The 19,487-nt window shown below is 69.1% G+C and carries 20 protein-coding genes and 1 pseudogene; 7 read left to right on the forward strand and 14 right to left on the reverse strand.

What is annotated here, in order from left to right:
• Positions 1-60: 60 nt before the first annotated feature.
• From M3666_RS17200 to M3666_RS15530, 11 genes and pseudogenes are all read right to left on the reverse strand, one after another.
• Complete coding sequence (locus M3666_RS17200; RefSeq protein WP_251155742.1) at positions 61-678, reverse strand: putative Ig domain-containing protein; 618 nt, start codon at positions 676-678, stop codon at positions 61-63.
• Positions 664-1,368: pseudogene (locus tag M3666_RS17205) on the reverse strand (ice-binding family protein); the annotation flags it as partial. The gene M3666_RS17200 and the pseudogene M3666_RS17205, both read right to left, overlap by 15 nt.
• A gap of 236 nt (positions 1,369-1,604) precedes the next feature.
• Positions 1,605-2,150, reverse strand: a complete 546-nt coding sequence (locus M3666_RS15490) for a DJ-1/PfpI family protein (protein WP_251155707.1) — start codon at positions 2,148-2,150, stop codon at positions 1,605-1,607.
• A gap of 71 nt (positions 2,151-2,221) precedes the next feature.
• On the reverse strand, positions 2,222-2,800 hold the full coding sequence (locus tag M3666_RS15495) for an NADPH-dependent FMN reductase (protein WP_251155708.1): 579 nt from the start codon (positions 2,798-2,800) through the stop codon (positions 2,222-2,224).
• Positions 2,801-2,951: 151 nt separating this feature from the next.
• Positions 2,952-4,223 carry an MFS transporter gene (locus M3666_RS15500; protein ID WP_251155709.1) on the reverse strand — a complete coding sequence of 424 codons (1,272 nt, stop codon included), beginning with the start codon at positions 4,221-4,223 and terminating at the stop codon, positions 2,952-2,954.
• 373 nt (positions 4,224-4,596) lie between these two features.
• A complete protein-coding gene (locus M3666_RS15505) occupies positions 4,597-5,004 on the reverse strand; it encodes a hypothetical protein (RefSeq protein ID WP_251155710.1) in 408 nt (135 codons plus the stop codon).
• A 160-nt stretch (positions 5,005-5,164) separates the two neighbouring features.
• Positions 5,165-5,722, reverse strand: a complete 558-nt coding sequence (locus M3666_RS15510; RefSeq protein WP_251155711.1) for a histidine phosphatase family protein — start codon at positions 5,720-5,722, stop codon at positions 5,165-5,167.
• 351 nt (positions 5,723-6,073) lie between these two features.
• On the reverse strand, positions 6,074-6,601 hold the full coding sequence (locus M3666_RS15515; RefSeq protein ID WP_251155712.1) for a hypothetical protein: 528 nt from the start codon (positions 6,599-6,601) through the stop codon (positions 6,074-6,076).
• Positions 6,602-6,742: 141 nt separating this feature from the next.
• A complete protein-coding gene (locus M3666_RS15520) occupies positions 6,743-7,225 on the reverse strand; it encodes an RES domain-containing protein (RefSeq protein ID WP_251155713.1) in 483 nt (160 codons plus the stop codon).
• A 19-nt stretch (positions 7,226-7,244) separates the two neighbouring features.
• Positions 7,245-7,670 (reverse strand): PRC-barrel domain-containing protein, encoded by a 426-nt coding sequence (locus tag M3666_RS15525; protein WP_251155714.1) that lies wholly within the window; start codon positions 7,668-7,670, stop codon positions 7,245-7,247.
• A gap of 41 nt (positions 7,671-7,711) precedes the next feature.
• The gene (locus M3666_RS15530; protein ID WP_251155715.1) at positions 7,712-8,455 is read right to left on the reverse strand and encodes a hypothetical protein; all 744 of its coding nucleotides are present in this window, start codon (positions 8,453-8,455) and stop codon (positions 7,712-7,714) included.
• A 200-nt stretch (positions 8,456-8,655) separates the two neighbouring features.
• Here M3666_RS15530 and M3666_RS15535 point away from each other — a divergent pair, with 200 nt between their 5' ends.
• From M3666_RS15535 to M3666_RS15550, 4 genes are all read left to right on the forward strand, one after another.
• Complete coding sequence (locus M3666_RS15535; RefSeq protein WP_251155716.1) at positions 8,656-10,545, forward strand: alpha/beta hydrolase; 1,890 nt, start codon at positions 8,656-8,658, stop codon at positions 10,543-10,545.
• Between the two features lie 175 nt (positions 10,546-10,720).
• Complete coding sequence (locus tag M3666_RS15540; RefSeq protein WP_251155717.1) at positions 10,721-11,089, forward strand: hypothetical protein; 369 nt, start codon at positions 10,721-10,723, stop codon at positions 11,087-11,089.
• Between the two features lie 287 nt (positions 11,090-11,376).
• Entirely contained in the window at positions 11,377-12,108 is a 732-nt protein-coding gene (locus M3666_RS15545; RefSeq protein WP_251155718.1) for an HTTM domain-containing protein, read from the forward strand.
• Positions 12,005-12,787, forward strand: coding sequence for a serine hydrolase domain-containing protein (locus M3666_RS15550; protein ID WP_368859912.1), 783 nt, complete (start codon positions 12,005-12,007; stop codon positions 12,785-12,787). Before M3666_RS15545 ends, M3666_RS15550 begins: the two co-directional genes overlap by 104 nt.
• Positions 12,788-12,985: 198 nt before the next feature.
• On the opposite strand, the gene M3666_RS15555 is transcribed toward M3666_RS15550, so the two are convergent.
• Together M3666_RS15555 and M3666_RS15560 are read right to left on the reverse strand one after the other, a co-directional pair.
• Positions 12,986-14,035: a methionine synthase gene (locus tag M3666_RS15555; RefSeq protein WP_251155720.1), complete on the reverse strand. Its 1,050-nt coding sequence runs from the start codon at positions 14,033-14,035 to the stop codon at positions 12,986-12,988.
• A gap of 20 nt (positions 14,036-14,055) precedes the next feature.
• Positions 14,056-15,060: a putative oxygenase MesX gene (locus tag M3666_RS15560; protein ID WP_251155721.1), complete on the reverse strand. Its 1,005-nt coding sequence runs from the start codon at positions 15,058-15,060 to the stop codon at positions 14,056-14,058.
• Between the two features lie 118 nt (positions 15,061-15,178).
• On the opposite strand from M3666_RS15560, the gene M3666_RS15565 reads away from it, so the two are divergent.
• Positions 15,179-16,126 (forward strand): LysR family transcriptional regulator, encoded by a 948-nt coding sequence (locus M3666_RS15565; RefSeq protein WP_251155722.1) that lies wholly within the window; start codon positions 15,179-15,181, stop codon positions 16,124-16,126.
• A gap of 25 nt (positions 16,127-16,151) precedes the next feature.
• Here the strand turns inward: M3666_RS15565 and M3666_RS15570 are convergent, their stop codons facing one another.
• On the reverse strand, positions 16,152-16,640 hold the full coding sequence (locus M3666_RS15570) for a hypothetical protein (RefSeq protein ID WP_251155723.1): 489 nt from the start codon (positions 16,638-16,640) through the stop codon (positions 16,152-16,154).
• Between the two features lie 282 nt (positions 16,641-16,922).
• Here M3666_RS15570 and M3666_RS15575 point away from each other — a divergent pair, with 282 nt between their 5' ends.
• Both M3666_RS15575 and M3666_RS15580 read left to right on the forward strand, forming a co-directional pair.
• Positions 16,923-17,984 (forward strand): LacI family DNA-binding transcriptional regulator, encoded by a 1,062-nt coding sequence (locus M3666_RS15575; RefSeq protein ID WP_251155724.1) that lies wholly within the window; start codon positions 16,923-16,925, stop codon positions 17,982-17,984.
• A 145-nt stretch (positions 17,985-18,129) separates the two neighbouring features.
• A complete protein-coding gene (locus M3666_RS15580) occupies positions 18,130-19,479 on the forward strand; it encodes an ABC transporter substrate-binding protein (protein WP_251155725.1) in 1,350 nt (449 codons plus the stop codon).
• Positions 19,480-19,487: the final 8 nt, after the last annotated feature.

A 19,487-nucleotide genomic window follows, 5' to 3' on the forward strand; every position in this document is an offset into this window, starting at 1 on the left:
GTCCGCGGCCGTTCCGCGGACCTGGCCACCACACCGGTGGCGGTCCGGGGCGGCTGCGTGTCAGATGCGGCTCGTGCGACGACGGTGCCGGACGATCAGCGTGATCGCCGTGCCGGCTGCCAGGAGCACTCCGGCGATGCCGAGGGGCAGCGCCGGGTCGCTCCCGGTGAAGGCCAGTTCACCGGTCGGGGTGTTCCCGCCCGGTGCCGCTCCGCCGGTCGGGCTCCCTGAGGGGGTGCCGGTGGGAGCGGTCGGGGTGTTCCCGCCCGTAGCTGCTCCGCCTGTCGGGGTCCCAGCGGGGGTGCTGGCGGGGGCGGTCGGCGACGCAGTGGGCGTGGGAGTCGACGAAGCAGCCGGTCGCACGGTGATCGTCACGGTCTGCACGTCAGCGGGCGGCGTGCCGTTCGACGCGGTGATCGTCACCGTGGACGTGCCGGGTGTTGTCGGCGTGCCGGAGACGACGCCGCTGGTGCCGTTGATCGTCAGGCCGGCGGGCAGTCCGGTCGCCGTGTAGGTCGGGGTGGGCGTACCCGTCGCGGTCACCGTGTACGAGTACGGCGTCCCGGCGGTCGCGGCGGCGGGTGCGTCGGAGGTGATGACCGGTGCGGTCGTCTCGGTCGGAGTCCCCGGAGCGGGGCAGCCGGTCGAGGCAGTGATGGTGTTCGTGTCGAGGGTCACAGCGCCGGTGCGGGCGAGCAGGCGTCCCACGACGGTGGCGCCGGTGGTGGCGGTCACGGACTGCTGCGCCAGCACGGTCCCCTAGAACTGGGCACCGGTGCCGATGGTGGCGGAGCTGCCGACCTGCCAGAACACGTTGCACGAACTCGCACCACCGGTGATCGTGATCCGGCTGGCGGATCCGATGGTCAGCGTCGATGCGGCCTGGAACACCCACACCGAGTCCGCGCTGCCGGCGAGGGTCAACGCACCGTTGTTCGCGAGCTGGAGCGCCCCGCCGGAGTACACCCCGGGTGAGAGGGAGAGGCCGTTCAGCTCGGTGAGGCCAGTCTGCGTCGGGGACAGTGACGCAGCGACGTCGTACGCCGTCGTGGTGTCCCGCTGCGCCTGCGCGGCTGCGGCGTCGGTCTGGTGCGTGGTGCCGTTGACGGTTCCGTTCGGCGCACCGCCGAAGCCGGTGATCGAGGTGCCGGGAGAGAGCCCCAGGTCGCCGTTGACGACTGACGGGCCGGTGTTCGTCACGGCGCTCGCGCCGAGGACACCGTAGGTCGACGCGGTGCCGAGGTTCACCGGGCCGTCGATCACGGTCGCGGCCGATGCCGCAGCGGTCGACATCATCGCCATCGAAGCGGCGAGGCCGATGCCGGTCAGGGCGAACGCGGTGCGGCGGAGGATACGGGACGTGGCCATGCGAGGCCCCTGTCTGAGTGGGAGAGCCACAAGGCGAGCGTCGACGACGCGAACATGATCTCCGGTCCCTGCAGTATGCGCCTGCTCGACGCAGAACGGTGCGGATCGTCGGATCGGCAGGCCGATGGTCAGGAACGGTGTCGTCGACCGGGCCCCTCTCACGGCACGGACCTCGCGGCCGATCCGAGGACGGACACCACACGCGACCCGGCCGGAGACGTTCCGCCGGAGGCCCCTCAGCAGGACGCCAGTCCGAGTCGGGATGCTGCTCGCGAGACGACCGGTCCGCGGCTGCGTCGCGCGTCTGCAACGGCTCGTCGCACTTGCTCGGCGTCCGCTTCCGGACGCGTCGGTGATCCAGCGTCGAACGGCGGGTGCGGGTCGTACTCCACGGCCAGTTGGACAGCGCGGGCTGCGGCATCGTCGTCGACCTCAGCGGCGACCGTGAGGGCGAAGTCGACACCACTGGTCACCCCGCCTCCCGTGATGATCCGACCGTCGCGGACCACCCGCGCCTGCTCGGGTACGGCTCCGATGGTCTCGAGCAGGTCGAAGGCACCTTGCCCTCCGGGGACCATGAGGACGTCCGCCTGCGGGGCCTCGTCGAAGGTCACCGTCGGCATGATCGCGAAGCCCGCATCGGTGCCCACCGGCTCTCGGTCGTGCCAGGCGAGGTCGATGGTCGCGCCGGGGAGCCTGGAGAAGAGCTGTACCGGGCCGGTCAGGTCGAGCTGTGTCACGTTCGGGAACAACAGCGCAACGAACCTGACGGGTCTGCTCATCCGTACATCGTCGCGGAATCGCGAGGATCCTGGTAGTCGGTGGTCGGTGGACCGCGCGACCGTCGTCGGACTCACACCTCCCAGTCCGACAGGGAGGTCCTGTCGCGGAGGAGACCGGCGAGTTCGGCGTGCACCGTCATGGTCTTCTCCAGACGCGCTGCCCTGTCGACGGAGAGCGTCCCCGCTTCCCAGTCCCGCTCCGCGACGTACGCCGTGTACGGGTTGACGACGCACTTGAAGTCGAGCATCAGGGACTGCGCGAGCGCGCCCGTCGCCATGTAGCTGTGCGGGAGCCCGGCAGCGCACACGAAGGTGACCACCTTGTCGAACCACGCAGCACGCCGGCCTTCCCCCGTCGCACCGGTGGCTTCGATGAGCGACTTGACCGCCGATGACGGCGCCCAGTTGTAGATCGGGAACGCCAGCACCACGCCGTCGGACTCCCGGATGACATCGTGCAGCGCACCGAATGCGTCACTGTCGAAGACCTGGTCGTTGTCGAACGCCGGCAGCGGTGCCGTTGCCAGGTCGACGACCTCTGACCCGTGGCCGTTCGCCCTCAGGAGCGACGCCGACCGCTCGGCCAGCCGGCGACTGGTGCTGACGGGATCGAGGCTGCACGAGATGACCGGCAGACGCAGGGGAGTCACCCCTGCACGGTACCGAGTCAGGTGCGGCGGAGCGTGGTGCGACCGGTCCGTGGCAGGTCGTCCTCGTGCCGGTCGGGGCCACCAGCTGACGCGCGACCACCCGCAGCCGGCCTCCTCAGGACAGCCAGCCGTCCGAGTGGCCGAGCCCTGCTCACCCGTCGACGTCGGTCGACCCCGTTCCCTGGACCCGGCGCGGCAGGCCGCGGACCGCTGCGTGCCAGGCCCAGGCAGCGGCGAGGAACACACCAGTGGCGATGAGCCACAGGAGCCAGGGCATCCGCGAGTCCAGCAGTCCGAGGGTGAGCGGGAAGAGTGCCATCCCGATCGAGCTCGCGGTCTGGAACACCCCGATCGCTCGGCCTCGGATGCGTGGGTGCGGAGCTGCAGCCATGACCGCGTTCGCCGCGGGCAGGGAGATCATGTCCGCCGCGGCCAGCACGACCGCGACCACGACGACGTAGGACCACGCGCCCGGTCCGTGCAGCGGGGGAAGGACGATCAACGGTGCCGTCGTCGCAGCGGTCAGGACGGCGCCGAGCGCGATGAGCGTCCCGCGCCGTCGCCCGGCGACCCACCGGGTGACGGATGTCTGGAAGAGTGCGCACAGGCCCGTGGCGATGGCGAACTGGACGGGAGCGACCGCTGGGGACATGCCCCACCGCTCGATGAACAGGACACTGAACGCGACGTTCGGCAGCAGCATGGCGGGGCCGATCAGGAACTGGCCGAGCGCGATGAGACGCATCGACCGGTCGGCGACGAAGGCACGCAGCAGCCCGGAGGCATCGGCTGGTCCCGCTCCCGTCGGTGCCGCTGCCTGCGGGGTACGACGACCGGTGCGTTGCGTGGCGAACACGACGGCCGCTGCGACGCTGGTGACGACGTTGGCGAGGACCAGCCACCGCAACCCGTCCTGGTGTCCGTGCGCGAGGGCGACCGCAGCGACGATCGCGCCTGCCCCGAGGGCGGCGGCCTTCGTCGCTTCGAGGAAGGCGAACCAGCGCTCGAACGGGCGGCCCGCCGCGATGTCGTGCACGTACGCGGTCCACGAGGTCCAGTAGAGCCGTTCGGATGCATTGGCGAGGAAGATCGCCGCGAAGATCACCACCGGATCGTGGGCGGAGAGGTAGAGCGTGAAGCCCGCTGCGGAGAGCAGGTTGTTGAGGACCATCGACGCCCTGGCACCGAACCGGTCGGTGAGGACGCCGCCGACGAGTCCGATCGGGAGGGCCACCAGCGATGCGACGGTGGAGAGGACACCGATCACCGCCAGGGACACGTCGGTGGTGATCGTGAAGTAGACGATCGTCAGCGGCAGCGTGAGGCCGGCACCGATGGTGTCGGTCAGGACCGCGAACGTGACGAAGCGGTGCTCGTGGAGGCTCGCGAGTGGAGCCCGGAGCCGGGCAGGGGTGAAGCGCATGGAGGTGTTCCCGTGAGGTCGTCGCACCGCCGCCGAGCGGCGGCGCGGGCGTGCAGGAGCACACGAGCAGAACGCTCGCGGCGAGGAGGGCTGACCGTGTCGATCAGCTCAGTGCTGCGTTGCCGTGACTCCGGGCGGGACGGGCCGCGGTCCGACGAGCTCGGGCGCGGCTTTCGTGGGGAACAGTCCACGAGGGGCACTGAGCGGCATCGTCGCCACCTTCCCCGTCGTCGGACCAGACCGACGAACGATAGCAGCGCCCACGTCGACCGAGCAACGGCTGGTGCACCACACCGTTCGGGTCAGCGGCGCTCGCGCGCCTCCGGTCCGGGCCGGGAGGCGCGGGTCCTGCGGGTGCAGCGGCGCCCGCCCGTCACTTCGTTGCCTGGTGGACCGTTGCGACGACCGACCCGTACAGCACGAAGGCGGCGATGCCGCCGGGGAACATCGCGAGGACGGCCGCGGGTACCGCCCACACCTGGTGCACCCAGGGGTGACCTGCTGGCTCCGTGGCGGTCATCGCGGCGAACGAGCACGCGGAGACGAGCACGGCCCACGCCGCCGTCATGCAGATGATCGGCAGGAAGTGCCACCCGAGGCCGAGCAGCGGGTAGACGAGCGGGAGGAGGAACATCGCCGGCGCGATGATGAAGCCGGCCCTGGCCGTGGTGCGGAAGGCCTTCCGGCTGCTGTTGACCTGGGCGATGGTGCGCTGGTCGTCGACCTCCGACTCCGGCCATGAGTCGTACGGGAGGCCTGAGCTCGTGTCCTGGTCGTCCATCTACGGCAGCCCCGGCCAGGACACCGCGGGCCACTCGAGCTGCCCGGCCGTCGGTCGTTCTCGATGATCAGTGGTCACGGTTCCCCCTCGCGTTCCCCTGACGGCAGCGTACTGCTCTCGGCCTGATCTGCCGCCGCCGGACCTGCCCCCGCCTCCCGCTTCAGCCGACGTGCTCCCACGACGACAGCGCCGTCCAGTCCTGCGGGTCGAAGGCGAAGGAGCTGCCCATCGCGGGCTGGTCGAGTGCGCGGCTGATGGGCTCGCGTCGGAGGCTCGCCAGCAGGAGTGCGCCGACCCCGCCGTGAGCGATGAACGCGATGCCCCGCTCGGGCGTCTGTGCCGCGATGCGTCGGACCGCGCGCTCGACACGGCTCTGGGCGTCGATCGCGCGTTCCCAACCACGGACGGACCGGTGCGGTTCGGCGAAGAACGCGTCGACGGTCGGTTCGAACTCACGCGGGTCGAGGTAACCGGTCGCGCTGCGGTCCATCTCACCGAGGTCCTCGTCGACCTCGAACTCCGAGCCCCACTGTCCGGCGATGATCTCGGCGGTGTCCAGGGCCTTCCGCTCGCTGCTGCTGACGATGCGGAGGGGCTGGGGGAACAGCGTCGCGATGTGTGCGGCGCGGGCCCGTCCGACCGGCGACAGACCCCAGTCCTGGATCCGGACGGTCGGGTCGACGGTCACCTCGGGATGGGACACCCACGTGCACAGCATCGTTCGACCGTACCGACTCAGTCCGTGGCCGAACATGCGGTGGGATCCGGAGGTCGGTGGCTCCGCCGTCGGAGTGAGCGGAGCCACCAGGCCATCAGCGCCGAGCGACTGCGGATGCACCCTCACCGATGGTCGTGCCCGGGTGATCCTCGCGGTACCGACGCACCTCTCGCGGGTCGACATGAACGCCGCGGAGATCGACCGCGACCGCACCGACCGTGCCTGGGCCAGCCGCGGCGAACCACAAGGTTGCGAGCGCCACCATCCCCGCTGGCGCGGTGCCGAACAATGCGAGGGCCACCGCCGCCGCCAGTACTCCGCCGACGGTCGTGAGAGCGCGAGTCCTCGTCGTCACGAGAAGCACTTCTGCTGCACGGCAGAGATGCCGAGGAGCTCGGCGCCGAGCGCTGCCGCAGCCCCTCCGAGCGCCTGGATCTTCTCCCACTTGAAGGAGGCGCCCCAGAACAACTGCACCGCTTTGGAAACGCCGCCGAGACTGTTGATGAGCCGCTTGATCTTGAGGATCTTGGCAGCGGGGATGGCGGTCGAAGCGATCAACCAAGCGATGGCTCCGGCGCAACCGAGGACGTCCGCGCGGCTACCGGTCAGCAGTTCAGGGTGGTTCTCGCGGAGCCATTCGTGCGTTGCTGCATCCCCTGCGGTGAGGATGGAGTCCGGGATCTGCTCGATGAGGGTGAGGCCTCGCTGGAGGTCGGCCGCCTGGTGGTCGAGGCTCCTCGTAGTGGCGATCGATCCGAGCGGCATGTCCTGCTCCGTGGCATGCGCCGGAGGAGCGGTGAGTACGGTCGCGCACATTCCTGCCGCGACAGCCAACGTGATGGAGAGCTTGATGGAGTTCTTGTTGGTGAACGACGTCACGATCCTACCTTTCGTCCCCGGCGCCCCTCGCCGAGCTGGGACCAGCGTGCCCGGCCCTTGCCAGAAGATCAAACGTGATATACCGGACCCCTGTTAGCAGTGGCTCGAGCGATCGCGGCACGGGCTTCAACCGGCGGTGCCTCAGCCCCTGACCTGCGGTGCACCGTCAGTGTTCCAGCGGAACAACACCAGGTGCCAGAGGCCCGGGCGCTTCCTCGACGGATCGATCAGGCCGTCGGCGCCGAGTGCCACCAGGCGGTCTCGGACCTGCCACGAGGCCGGGACGCCACCGTCTGCGACGACCTGCTGCCACGGAGCGGTCGCGTCCTCGAGGTCGACCACGGCTTCGGAACGAGCGGCCCGGTCGCGGAGGTCGACGATCCGGGACGCCACCACGCCCACTTCGACGATCATCGGCTCCGTGGCGCGCTTGTCCGGATGCGCCACCAGTGCGGCCTCCACACCCTCGACCGACGAGCTGAGGTACAGCGTGGGCTCGTCAGCACGTGAGTACCGGCCTGCGGACCGTGACCCTGCGATGGCGGATGCGCGGAAGCGCGGGTCCACCGCGCGGAAGAAGGTGCCGCGCACCTCCGGTGCGAAGATGTCTCGGTCGTCGCTCACGAAAGCATCCTGGTGCGGCTCACGCCGGCGGCGTCGCTCCCGCGCCCTCGGTGTCGTCAGCGCCCGCCGGACCGGTACCGGCCTGGTCGAGGTTCTCGTGCGGGTCGCCCATGTCGCCGGTCGCCTTGCCTGCCGGGGACAGCCCGAAGTGCTTGCGGACGGCATTCGCCTGGGTGTCGGTCACGGTGTTCCCGGCTCCTGGGGAAGGGGCATCCTTGATCGCGCTCTTCGAGTAGCCGACGTGCAGGTCGTTGCCGTCGAACGTGGCGTCCTCGACCGGGACGAGCACGGTGTGACCCCCGAGGAGTCCCGTTGCGACGCTGATGAACGCGGCACTGCCGTCCTCGGCGGAGGGGAAGACCTGCGCGACCTTGCCGACGGATGCGCCGTCGCGGTCCTTGACAGGAGCGTTCTCGATCTCGTGGATCTTCGCCTTGGTGATCATGTGCGTAGTCAACGCCCTGTGCCTGATGCTCCGCGGGTCTGTCACTCGCCGTTCCGCTGGAGCTCCTCTGCATTGCCAGCGGTGCAGACGGAGACGGCGTCGAGGCTGTACCCGCGTTCGTCGGCGAGGAAGTCGATGCTCGTGGCCGGGCCGCCCGTTCCCCGGACGCCCTGCGTCGGGTCGGTGCCTCCGCTCTCGTGGCGTTCGGTCGAGAGGCCCTTGTCCTTCCACAGCCGTTCGACCGTGGCGACGTCGTCGGCGGGATCTCCTGCACGCTGTTCGCGCATCTCCGTCAACAAGTAGGCGGCACCACGTGCACCGTTGTCGCGCATGCAGCCTTGGACAGCCGGACCGCTCGCGACCGACCAAGTGCCGCCGACTGCGCCGGCGGTGTCGTCGACGATCGTGACGACGGTGTCCTTCGCCTGGTCGGGGGCTGCTCGTTCTCCGAGGAGGGCCCTCCGGAGCACCCCATCAGTGCGAGCGCCGCAGCAGCGACGGACACCGCGGAGCCGGTGATCCTGTCGGCCTGCAGGCGACGTGCCGTCTTCATGTCCGCCCTGATCCTCACGCCTCGACACTAGCGAGACGGGCGGAACGACGGAGTCCGAGGCGGTCGGAGTGCTCGATCTCTGGGCGATCGCAGCCGCCTTGTCCGTGTTCGGCATCCTGTTCGTCATCGGCTCCGCCGCGACGCAGTCGCTCCTGTCGTGGATCGTGCCGCTGACGCGGTGAGCTACCTCCTCGCTGCTGTTCTCGTCACCCGCGTCCGACTCGACGAGCACACATCGGCGCAGCGTGCACGTCCGCGGTTGCGCCGCAACCTTGAGGACCGCCTGCCGAGGATCTCTGTTCCGCCCGAGCGGTACCAGAAAGGCGGCGAGGACCCCGCACGGTTGCTGCGCAATGTGTGGAATACCCGCGCTAGCGTGCTGCTCCCCGGTAAGGTCGGGGTTCCGACTGGGATGGGCCTGAGGGGGACATCATGGGGAAGATCGAGTTCGATGTGGCTGCAGCGAGCGCCGTCATCCGGGCGGCCACGTCGGCGGAAGACGAGCTCCGCGCTCAGTCAGGGACCCGCCGGTCTGCGGTCGAGGAGGCAGCGGCTGATTTTGCCGGTGTCTACGCCGACCGGTTCACCGAGTCTGCTTCGGCCGAGTCAGCTGACCGGGGCAAGCTGGCGTCCGTGCTGAACGACCTTGTCGGGCAGATACGCGAAGCCGAGTCCGCTGCGCAGGCCGAACAGGAACGCTTGGACGCCCTCGAAGCTTGGAACGACGCCGAACGTGAGCGCCAGCGCGTCGCAGCGATGTCCTTGCTCGATACCACCACCACCCTTCCCCCAGCCGCCATCCGTGCGCCGAAACCGTCGGAGGTCGCCATCCGACCACCGACGATCCACGCGGCCTTCGCACCCCGGGAACGCACGCGCTCCGGGGGCGGCACAGGAAACGGTCGTAGCTCGGCCGACCCAGCGCGACTGCGAGAATTCAGCACCGTCAGCCGGGCCAAGGACGCGGCCGCCGAGGGAAAGGCAGCAACACTTGCCAGCGCTTGGGAGGCATTCACCGTCTCGTGCTCCTGGGTGCAGATCGACGGGTGCACATTCGTGACTGGATTCGATCGGTTCCTCGTGGAGAACCGGGCCGATGCCGCATGGATCGACCGCATCGCTGATGCGTTCGAACAAGCCGGTAGCGGCGGGTCGCTGGCGAACGCCAGGATCGACAAGGTGATCGACGACGAGCTCGTCCGCGGTGTCCAGCGCCTCTTCGCCGATGGGATGAGCCCGACCGAGGTCGCGGCGATGTGGTCGGACCTCGGGCTCACCCGGGAAGACGCAGCGGAGCTCGCGCTCCTCCCGACTTCGGTGCTGACTGCTCTGGGAAACCTCGAAGGGGCTCCGTACTGGGCACGCGGCGCCGCGAACGTCGCCGTTCTCGACCGCCGCATCGCATCCGCCAAGCAGTTCCTCGACGACATCGGTCGCCCAGATCGCGTCTACAGTGCGGAGGCGCGGGAGGACGCGGCAGACCTCTCCGCACTCGAATCAATCAAGTCTTCTCTCAACCCCAACGGTCGCAACGGAACCAGAACGCTCACGATGCTCAGCACAGACCACCCGCCCCTGGCGGCGGTGTCCATCGGAGATCTCGACGAGGCGACCAACGTCACGTGGGCGGTACCGGGGATGGGATCGAGCACGGGCAGTATGACCGACTGGACGAGCGCCGCTCAGAACGTCTACGGCGAGCAGGCGAAGGCGACCCCATCCGGCCGTGGTTCCACGAACGCCATCGTCGCCTGGATGGGATACGAAGCACCGCCGGTCCCTCCGGCGAGCTTCACCGTCTTCGGCAGCAACTACGCGAAGGCCGGCGGCGAGAAGCTGGCTGCCTCGATCAAGGGGCTTGATGCGACGAGGGCCGGAGGAATGCCGACGGTCAACGTCCTCGGGCACTCATACGGCACGACGACAGCGTCCTACGCACTCACAACGGAGGGCGTGCACGTGGATTCGTTCACCGCCATCGCGTCGGCCGGGATTCCGGACAGCATCCACGGAGCGGACGACATCCACGCCGATAGGGTGTACGCCGGACAAGCGGAAGTGGCGAAGCCGATCATCGAGCACTGGGGTGGCGACGAGTGGGCGGCGGTCGGTCGGGGCCTCAGCTCCGATCACCATCAGGATCCGACTGCGCCGGAGTTCGGTGCGACCAGCTTCGGCGCCGACGGGGCGCCAGGCCTCAATCCAGTTCGCGACCACGGCGTACACACATGGTACGGCGGCGGCTATCTGGACAAGGACACGCAGTCGCTACAAAACGTTGCATACGCAACCACGGGCCAACCTGAACGGTTGACGAAGTGATTCCCCCGATGTCGCAGAAGCGAACTGATGCGGAAGGAACTCTCGAGTGAGGTCAAGTAGGCGGCAGACCGTCTCCGTCGTCAGGTCGGTCGGGGCAGTGCTGCTCGCCGTCACCATTCTCACTGGTTGCACCGAAAGGTCTGGCATGAACACGAAAGAAGCAAAGCAGTCCATCGTGACGTTCGTCGAGGGATCGACCGACGTGGTGGGGGACGGCTGGGAGATCGGTGAGGGCCCCGGGCTCGGGAAGTGTGGTGTCGGCCTGGGACAAGGGGGCGTGCAGTACGTCTACGCCAAGGTTCGCCCAGCGAGCGCTGACCCGAAGGCCGACGTCGAGGCGGTGGAGCGGCACTGGAAGGAGCTCGGGGTCACAACGGAGCGGTACCAGACCGGCGGTGAGGACCCCATCCTCGGCGTTCGAGGCAGGGGTGGCCCGGTGGAGTCGTCCGACTTCCGCGCGGATCCCCGCGGGTACACGATCGACGGCAGCTCGCTTTGCGTCCCGGGTGACTTCGACAAGATGAGCCTCGAAGGCCAGGAATGACGACAGCGACCTGATCGCCCGATCGACCCGCGCCTCCAAGCCGGACCGAGCTGGGCATCTGACGGACGGCTCGCCCCGTTGCAGAGGCGAGGCTACCTGCGGAGCGGGGGCTACCGCCTTACCGGCACGGCGACGTTCGCGAGCTCGGCGCGCACAAAGCCGTTCCCGTGTTGGAGCGATCCCGTCCGGCAACGCTGACCACTCGACCAGGGCCGCCCATCGAGTGATCGGACCGACGCCGAGGTTGCAAGCTGCTCTGGTCGCTGTACATGGCGAATCCGGGGCTCATGGACGGCGGCGACGCGCTCGCCTCAACGGCGACTTGCTTCCTCCTCCTCACGCGGTGCTACTCCGCCTTCACCGTTCGTCGAATCCGTTCCGAGCCCGTCGGGGTGATCGCGAGCGTGTGCAACAACACCGGACTCCTCCTGCTCGTGACGCAGGTCGTGGTCGTGTACCTCATGGCGGGCCTGTACAAGGTCCAGGGTCAGCTGTGGCAGGACGGAACCGCGCTGTACTACATCCTGAGCGTTCCGGAGTTCTTCCTGCCCGGCGTGACGCCGTTCGTCCTGCAATCGGATTGGGTTCTCGTCATCGGCGCGTACGCGACCGTGCTCGCATCGGTCTTCTTCCCAGTGCTCGTGCTCTTCCGCCAAGGAAGACCGTTGGCTGTTGCGGTGATGCTGACGTTCCATCTGGCGATTGCAGTGCTGATGGGGCTCACGTCGTTCGCGCTCGTCATGGCGGCGTACGACCTTCTCTTCGTGAACCATCACGTGGTGCGCTTGCACCGCCGGGCGGCCCTGCTACGCCGCGCATTGGCCGGCTGTCGAGAGGAGACAGTTGATGAGAGATCTGTTGAGAGTACGGCGACACTGGCGGGCGAGCATCGGCGACGAGCGGGGCTGGCGTTCTGTGCGTCCCGCCAGCGGGCCGTACGCAAGGGCTGCTCTGGTCGAGTGGGGAAGTATCACCAAGGGACTCGTGGGGACCGCTGCGACGATGGTGCTTCCGCTTGATCGCGAGGTCCGTCAGTTCGCGCCCTGGTTCCCGGAGGCTGACTTCACCGTCCAAGACCTGATTGAGCACACCTCGGGACTCCCTCGCCTGCACGTCGGTATGGGACTGGTGCCGTTCCGCGATCCGTACCTTCCGACGATCGGAGCCCCTCTGGATCCGGACAGCGTCGTTCGCAGCGGAGACCGCGGACAGTTTGCGTACTCGAACCTCGGCTACGCCCTGCTCGGTGAGTTACTCGACGACGTCGACGGCAACTGGTTCCGAACGGTACGGAAGCAGGTCCTCGAACCAGCGGGCATCACCACGGCCACGACAGCTCCACTGGAGACAGCCAGAGTCGTGCCGCGGAGGCTTGGTCGGCCCGTCGAGCCGTGGACGATGACCGGGTCGCCCTATGCAGCTGCAGGGGGCGTCTGGTCGACGTTCGAGGACCTCTGCCGATATGCGGACTGGGCTCTGGGAGACCTGGACGGCCCGGCGCGGACGGTTGCTTGGCAACGACGGGATGCGACGATCTGGATCAACGGACAGGTACGTGCTGCAGGTGCTGCCATCGTGTCTGCGGGTGGCGTGACGGCGGTCGTACATGCCTTGGCGCAGCGGCTCTTCACTCCGGACCGCATCGCCTCAGCCGTCATCGAACGGGAGCTCGCAGGGCGTGGCGAGCGACGTCGATGAGATGAGCCGCGGCGGTCAGGAGGTGACCAACTCGAGCTGACTGGCGGCCAGCCCCGCGCCGACGCGCAGGTGCCCACACATGTGACCGACCCGCCAGGAGCGACCCCTGCCTCCAGGCCGGATCGAGACCAGCGCAGGCGGGGACACGGCGGTCGGCTCGCCCCGTTGTTGGGGCGAGCCGTCCTGCGGAGCAGGGGACTACCGCGCTGCCGGTACCGCGACGTTCGCGAGCTCGGCGCGCACGATGTCCGCACCCGCGGAGAGCGCACCGAGCTTCTGCAGAGCCGCCCCGCGCGCCAGCGGCGCCATGCCGCAGTTCGTGCTCGGGATGAGCTTGTCGGCGTCGACGTGGTCGAGGGCGCGGCGGAGGACCGCGGCGACCTCTTCCGGCGTCTCGACCTGCTCGGTGGCGACGTCGATCGCGCCGAGCATGACCTTCTTGCCGCGGATGAGTTCGACGAGTTCGAGCGGGACGTGGGAGTGGATGCACTCGAGGGAGACGATGTCGATCGAGGACTGCTGCAGGAGCGGGAAGGACTGCTCGTACTGCCGCCACTCGGCGCCGAGGGTCTCCTTCCACCGGTTGTTCGCCTCGATGCCGTAGCCGTAGCAGATGTGCACGGCGGTCTCGGCGCGCAGGCCCTCGGCGGCGCGCTCGAGTGCGGCGACGCCCCAGTCCTGCACCTCGTCGTGGAAGACGGTGAAGGCTGGCTCGTCGAACTGGATGACGTCCACGCCGGCCTCCTGGAGCTCGAGTGCCTCCTGGTTGAGGATCGTCGCGAACTCCCACGCCAGCTTCTCGCGGCTCTTGTAGTGCTGGTCGGAGAGGGTGTCGATCATGGTCATCGGGCCGGGGAGTGCCCACTTGATCGGCCGGTCGGTCTGGGCGCGGAGGAACCTCGCGTCCTCGACGAACACCGGCTCCGGGCGGCTCACCGCGCCGACGACCGTGGGCACGGCGGCGTCGTAGCGGTCGCGGATGCGCACGGTCTCCTTGCGCTCCTGGTCGATGCCGTCCAGGTGCTCGATGAAGGTGGTGACGAAGTGCTGCCGGGTCTGCTCGCCGTCGCTGACGATGTCGATGCCGCTGCGCTCCTGCTCGTGGACAGCGGAGCGGAGCGCGTCCTGCTTGCCCTCGACGAGGGCGTCACCCTCGAGCAGCCAGGGGGACCAGAGTCGCTCGGGCTCGGCGAGCCAGGAGGGCTTCGGCAGGCTGCCGACGATCGCGGTGGGGAGGAGCGTGCTCATGCGCGTGGGGGTCCAGTCGGTCAGTGGGTGAGGGCAGCGGGGGCGGCGGGAAGAGCCTGGCCGGCGTGTGCGGTCTGCTCGGCGAGCCAGCGGTCGAGGAAGTCGCGGTGCGGTGTGACGAGGTGCTCCTCGGTCCACCGGCCCTGCGTGACGCCGAGGCGGCTGCGTTCCTCGCGGTCGTAGGCGATGCCGGTCGACGTCCAGTCGTCGTGGTCGAGGGTCGGGCGGAACGTGCTCGGCGCGACCTCGTTCGCGTTGTAGATCTCCGGCCGGTAGATCTTCTGGAACGTCTCCATGGTGGCGATGGTGCCGATCAACTGGAGGTTCGAGTAGTCGGTGCGGACGTCGCCGCGCGAGTAGAAGGCGAGCGGCGCCTTGGACCCCGGCGGCATGCAGTACCGGACCTGCATGCCCATGCGACCGAAGTAGTCGTCGGTGAGCGACGAGTGCTCGTGCTCGTACTCCGCACCGAGGACCGGGTGCACGAAGCCCGTCTGTCGGTAGGTCTGGCTCGTCGAGACGCTGATGCAGACGACGGGCTCCGCGTCGAACTCCGACCGGAACGCGTCCGACCGCAGGAAGTGCTGGAAGAGCTGTCCGTGCAGCAGCCCGAAGTCGGCGGGGAGCGAGGGAGCCGACGGCAGGCGGACGGCGAAGTCGTGGTCGCGGAGGTACGACGAGAAGTTGTTGCCGACGATGCCCTGGTGGCGCTCGCCGGAGTGCTGGTCGACGATCGTGACGTCGAGCACCTCGATCAAGGGGAAGCGCTCGACCAGACCGCCGTCCTCGAACTGCATCGTCACCGACACGATGTCGAGCTCGACGCGGTAGCGATCCGCGTCCGGGTGACCGGCCAGGTCGTTGCAGCGCCCGTTGATCAGCGCGAGCGCGTTGCGGAGGTTCTGCTGGCGGTGCTCCCCGCGGGCCAGGTTCGCGAAGTTCGTCGTCAGGCGGGAGCTCTCGGCGGGGGAGTAGTCCTCGTCGAAGCGTGTCCTGCTGATGCTGAAGGTGATGTCGTTCGCCATGGTCCGGAGTCCGGTCGTCGAGCGCCCGCGGGCACTGTGGGAAGGTCCTCCGATCATGACGGGAGGCGCGGGTCATCAGGTAATACCGAGACGCTATCCAGTCGCATAGCCTGTTCCTATGGCTCGCGTTGCGAACGACATCACCCTGCAGCAGCTGCGGTACTTCATCGAGGTCGCCTCCGAAGGATCGATCAGCGCGGCCGCAGACCTGCTCTACGTCTCGCAGCCGACCATGTCGGCTGCGATGAAGGACCTGGAGGCTCGCATCGGCCGGCCGCTCTTCACCCGGTCCGCACGTGGGGTCGTGCTCACCGTCGACGGCGTCGAGTTCCTCGGGTACGCCCGCCAGGTCGTCGAGCAGGTGTCGTTGCTCGAGCAGCGGTACGTCGGGCGCCAGGCGTCGCGCCGGCTGCTCGGGGTGTCGGCCCAGCACTACTCGTTCGCGGTCGAGGCCTTCGTGCGGATGGTCGAGGGCGCCGACGCCGACCAGTACGAGTTCTCGCTGCGCGAGACCCGCACGTGGGACATCATCGAGGACGTCCGGACGCTGCGGAGCGAGCTCGGCATCCTCTACCGCAACGACTTCAACCGGCAGGTCCTCGGCAAGCTGATGCGGGACGCCGGGGTCGTGTTCACACCGCTCTTCGTCGCGCAGCCGCACGTCTTCGTCGCCCGGCGGAACCCGTTGGCGTCGCAGGAGCGGGCGACGCTCGACGACCTGGCCGAACTGCCGCGCCTGACGTTCGATCAGGGTGCGAACAACTCCTTCTACCTGGCCGAGGAGATCCTGTCGACGATGTCGAGCAAGCGGGAGATCCGGGTGTCGGACCGGGCGACGATCTTCAACCTCATGATCGGGCTCGGCGGGTACACGATCTCGACCGGGCTCATCAGTGACGACCTCGACCCGGAGATCGTCGCCATCCCGCTCGACGTCGACGAGCGCATCGAGATCGGGTGGATCGCGCACTCCTCGGTGCCCCTGACGGAGCAGGCGCAGACGTACCTGGAGGAGTTGCGGGCGGTCGTCGTCAGCTACGGGGTCGAGCTGCTCGGGGCGCACTGATCCCGTCGAGGATCTCCGCCGCTCGTCACTCCCCGTTGCCCTGCATCTCGACGGCGTCCCCGTCAGCACATTCGGACGTTGCTGAGACCGTGTACCGACGGGTGTCCGCCAGGAAGCTGATGGACGTGGTCGGGCCACCTGCGCCGCGGAGACCGAGGATCGGGTCGTCGCCCCCGCTCTCGTACGGCTGCGTGGTGATCCCGGCTTCCTCCCACAGCTTCTCGACGACGGCGATGTCCGCTTCGGGTTCACCGGTCGGCTCCGCGAGAGCCGTGATGTACCTGTAGGCAGCGCCGTCGCTGCCGTCGCTCTTGCTGCACTGCTCGACCGAGGGCCCGCTGGAGACCTCCCAATCGCCCTCGAGCGAGGAGGCAGTCCGGTCGACGATGTCCTGCACGGACTGCCGGGCCTCGGCAGTGCTCACGGGCCCGTTGCTCTCCGAGTCCACGGGGCCTCCTCCACTGCAACCGGTGATGACGACGATCGCTGTCGCCGCAGTGACGACGGCGATCACCGCACGGACGTGTTCCCTCACCGTCCGCATCGGTCAGGGATCCGCTCCGGCGACGATGCCGAGGCCGACCTCGAGCGTGGTCCGACCCTTCGGTGGTCCGCGGTCATCTCGTCTCCCTGTCCTCGGGCCGTCGCTCGTCGTTCCTCGGCTGAGCGTACCGCGGCAGCGGCGCCTCACGTCCGCACTGTCGAAACCCTCTTGACTACGTAGTCAGCCGCGTGGTTGTCTTGCTCCCACACCCGCTCAGCGGGTGACCACCCGACGCAGCGAAGGAGCTGGCCCATGAGCGACATCGCCCCCGTGCGCCGCCTCCGCCCAGCGTCGATGACCGACGTCGCCGCCCTCGCCGGTGTGTCGCAGAAGACCGTCTCGCGCGTGGTCAACGGCGAACCCCACGTCACCGAGGCCGTCCGCTCCAAGGTCGAGTCCGCCATCGCCGAGCTCGGCTTCCGCCCGAACGCCGCCGCACGAACCCTCAAGTCCCAGCGCTCCCGCCGCGTCGGCATCATCACGATCGGCACGGACCTGTACGGCCCGACCGCGATGCTCACCGGCGTCGAGCAGGCCTGCCGCTCCAACGGCTACGCCCTGTCGATCGTCCGCACGGTGACGGCCTCGGCCGAGGAGCTCCAGCCCGCGGTCGACTCCCTCGTCGAGCAGGGCGTCGAGGCGATCGTCCTGTCCGAGCCGGTCGAGAACCAGATGGACCAACTGCGCATGCCGGCCGGCGTCACGGTCCTGACACTCGGCCCGCCCGACGTCGCCGACCGCGAGAACACCCTGGCCGTCGGTCTCGACGAGAGCGGTGCCGCCTTCGCAGCAACCGACCACCTGCTCGCCCTCGGTCACGAGACCGTCTGGCACATCGCGGGCCCGGCGAACTGGACGTCGAGCGTCCGCCGCGAGCAGGGCTGGCGCGCCGCCCTGCAGGACGCGGGTGTCGCCGAGCATGCACCCGTCGAGGGGGACTGGTCGCCGCAGAGCGGCCACGACGCGATGCGGTCGCTGCTCGCCCGTCCCCACGTCACCGCGGTCTTCGTCGCGAACGACCAGATGGCGATCGGCGCCATGTCCGCCATCCAGCAGGCCGGGCTGTCCGTGCCGCAGGACGTCAGCATCGTCGGGTTCGACGACATGCCGATCGCCGCCTTCCTGCCGACACCCCTGACCACGATCCGCCAGGACTTCGACGAGTCGACCCGTCTCGCGATGCACCGCCTCTTCCGCACCCTCGACGGCCACCCGCCCGCCGAGCGGCACCGGATGCTCCCGGGGCAGCTGATCACGCGCGCCACCAGCGCGCCGCCCTCCGCCGAGCGCCACCACCTCCGCCCCATCGACTGAACCCGGCCGGGAGGCGCAACTCGCGTCGGTCCGGCGAGTGAGCGCTCACGAGCGCTCGCCGACACCCATCGATCACCCCGACGACGACGTCAGGAGTCAGCACGTGACCCCAGTACCAACGCGACCTCCCGGAACGACGGGAGCCGTGCCTCCCGTCCGTGACGGTCACCGAGCGCCCAGCCGGCGCGACCTGCTCCGCTGGGGCGCCGCCGCCGGCGGTGCGTTCGCACTGAGCGGGCTGCTCGCCGCCTGCTCGCCGCAGTCGACCGCGGCGGTCCGCTCGGGCAGGGCCGACCTGTCCTTCTGGACGCACGACCCCGGCTACGAGAAGTTCTTCACCGAGGCGCTCCCGGTCGCTGACCGGGGGTCGCGGTTCGACTACGCCCTCGACATCACCACCATCGCGGCGGCGGACATCCCGACGAAGCTCATCGCGCAGGCGGTCGCGGGGACGGGGACGCCGGACGTCGCCGGTCTCGAGATCGGCGCGTTCTGCCGGATGCTCCGCGGCGACATCGCGAAGGAGCTGCTGAGCGACCTGTCGTCGTCCGTCGCGTCGAAGCGGGACGACCTGATCAGCGCCCGGTTGACGCCGTTCTCGAAGGACGGGCGCCTGTACGCGCTCGACTCGGACACCCCGCTCTGCGTCTACTACCACCGTGCCGACCAGTTCCGGGCGCTCGGGATCCCCGACGACCTGGCCACGTGGGAGGAGACGATGGCGGTCGGCGCGAAGCTCAACAAGAGCAAGGGTGTCGCGCTCCACGCGGTCGCGGTCACCGACCCCGGCGGCACGCTGCAGAGCTACCAGATCCTGCTGCTGCAGCGCGGAGGCGACCTGTACGACGAGTCCGGCGACATCGCGATCCAGACGCCCGAGGCCGAGCGCACCCTGCAGTTCCTGGTCGACGGCGTGCAGTCCGGCGCGATCGCCACGGTCGCCGACATGTACGGCCCGAGCCTGCAGTCCGGGCTCAAGGGCGGCACGATCCTGGCGGTCGACATGCCCTCCTGGTACGCGAGCTACGGCATCAAGCCGAACGTGCCCGAGCAGGAGGGCAAGTGGCGGGTCCGCAACCTGCCGCGGTTCGCCGGCGGCGGGAGCACGACGAGCGTCGGCGGCGGGACGGGCTTCGCGGTGCTCCGCGACAAGCCCCTGACGCAGGCCGGCATCGACCTCGTGCTCGCCGCGTACCTCGACCCCGACCAGCAGGTGAAGCGGTACGAGGACCTCGGGTACCTGCCGACGCTCCGCTCGGTGTACGACGACCCGCGGCTCGCAGCGCTGAGCGACCCGTACTTCGGCGGGCAGCAGCTGTTCGGCGTCTACGAGTCGGTCATCGACGAGGTGCCCTCGCAGCACCAGAGCGCGAACGCAGCCATCCTGCAGACCGTCCTGAGCGGCTACCTCATCAAGGCCTACAAGGGCCAGATCTCCCCGAAGCAGGCGCTCGACGCCGCTGCGGCCGACTTCCGCGGCCAGACCCGCGCCTGAGGAGGACG

The sequence above is a fragment of the Curtobacterium sp. ODYSSEY 48 V2 genome (assembly GCF_023712625.1).
Lineage (GTDB): Bacteria > Actinomycetota > Actinomycetes > Actinomycetales > Microbacteriaceae > Curtobacterium.

Coding starts and splice junctions, on each gene's coding strand:
- M3666_RS15490 (WP_251155707.1), bottom strand. CDS start 2,150: ATGAGCAGACCCGTCAGGTTCGTTGCGCTGTTGTTCCCGAACGTGACA.
- M3666_RS15500 (WP_251155709.1), bottom strand. CDS start 4,223: ATGCGCTTCACCCCTGCCCGGCTCCGGGCTCCACTCGCGAGCCTCCAC.
- M3666_RS15505 (WP_251155710.1), bottom strand. CDS start 5,004: ATGGACGACCAGGACACGAGCTCAGGCCTCCCGTACGACTCATGGCCG.
- M3666_RS15510 (WP_251155711.1), bottom strand. CDS start 5,722: ATGCTGTGCACGTGGGTGTCCCATCCCGAGGTGACCGTCGACCCGACC.
- M3666_RS15525 (WP_251155714.1), bottom strand. CDS start 7,670: ATGATCACCAAGGCGAAGATCCACGAGATCGAGAACGCTCCTGTCAAG.
- M3666_RS15535 (WP_251155716.1), top strand. CDS start 8,656: ATGGGGAAGATCGAGTTCGATGTGGCTGCAGCGAGCGCCGTCATCCGG.
- M3666_RS15545 (WP_251155718.1), top strand. CDS start 11,377: ATGGACGGCGGCGACGCGCTCGCCTCAACGGCGACTTGCTTCCTCCTC.
- M3666_RS15555 (WP_251155720.1), bottom strand. CDS start 14,035: ATGAGCACGCTCCTCCCCACCGCGATCGTCGGCAGCCTGCCGAAGCCC.
- M3666_RS15560 (WP_251155721.1), bottom strand. CDS start 15,060: ATGGCGAACGACATCACCTTCAGCATCAGCAGGACACGCTTCGACGAG.
- M3666_RS15565 (WP_251155722.1), top strand. CDS start 15,179: ATGGCTCGCGTTGCGAACGACATCACCCTGCAGCAGCTGCGGTACTTC.
- M3666_RS15575 (WP_251155724.1), top strand. CDS start 16,923: ATGAGCGACATCGCCCCCGTGCGCCGCCTCCGCCCAGCGTCGATGACC.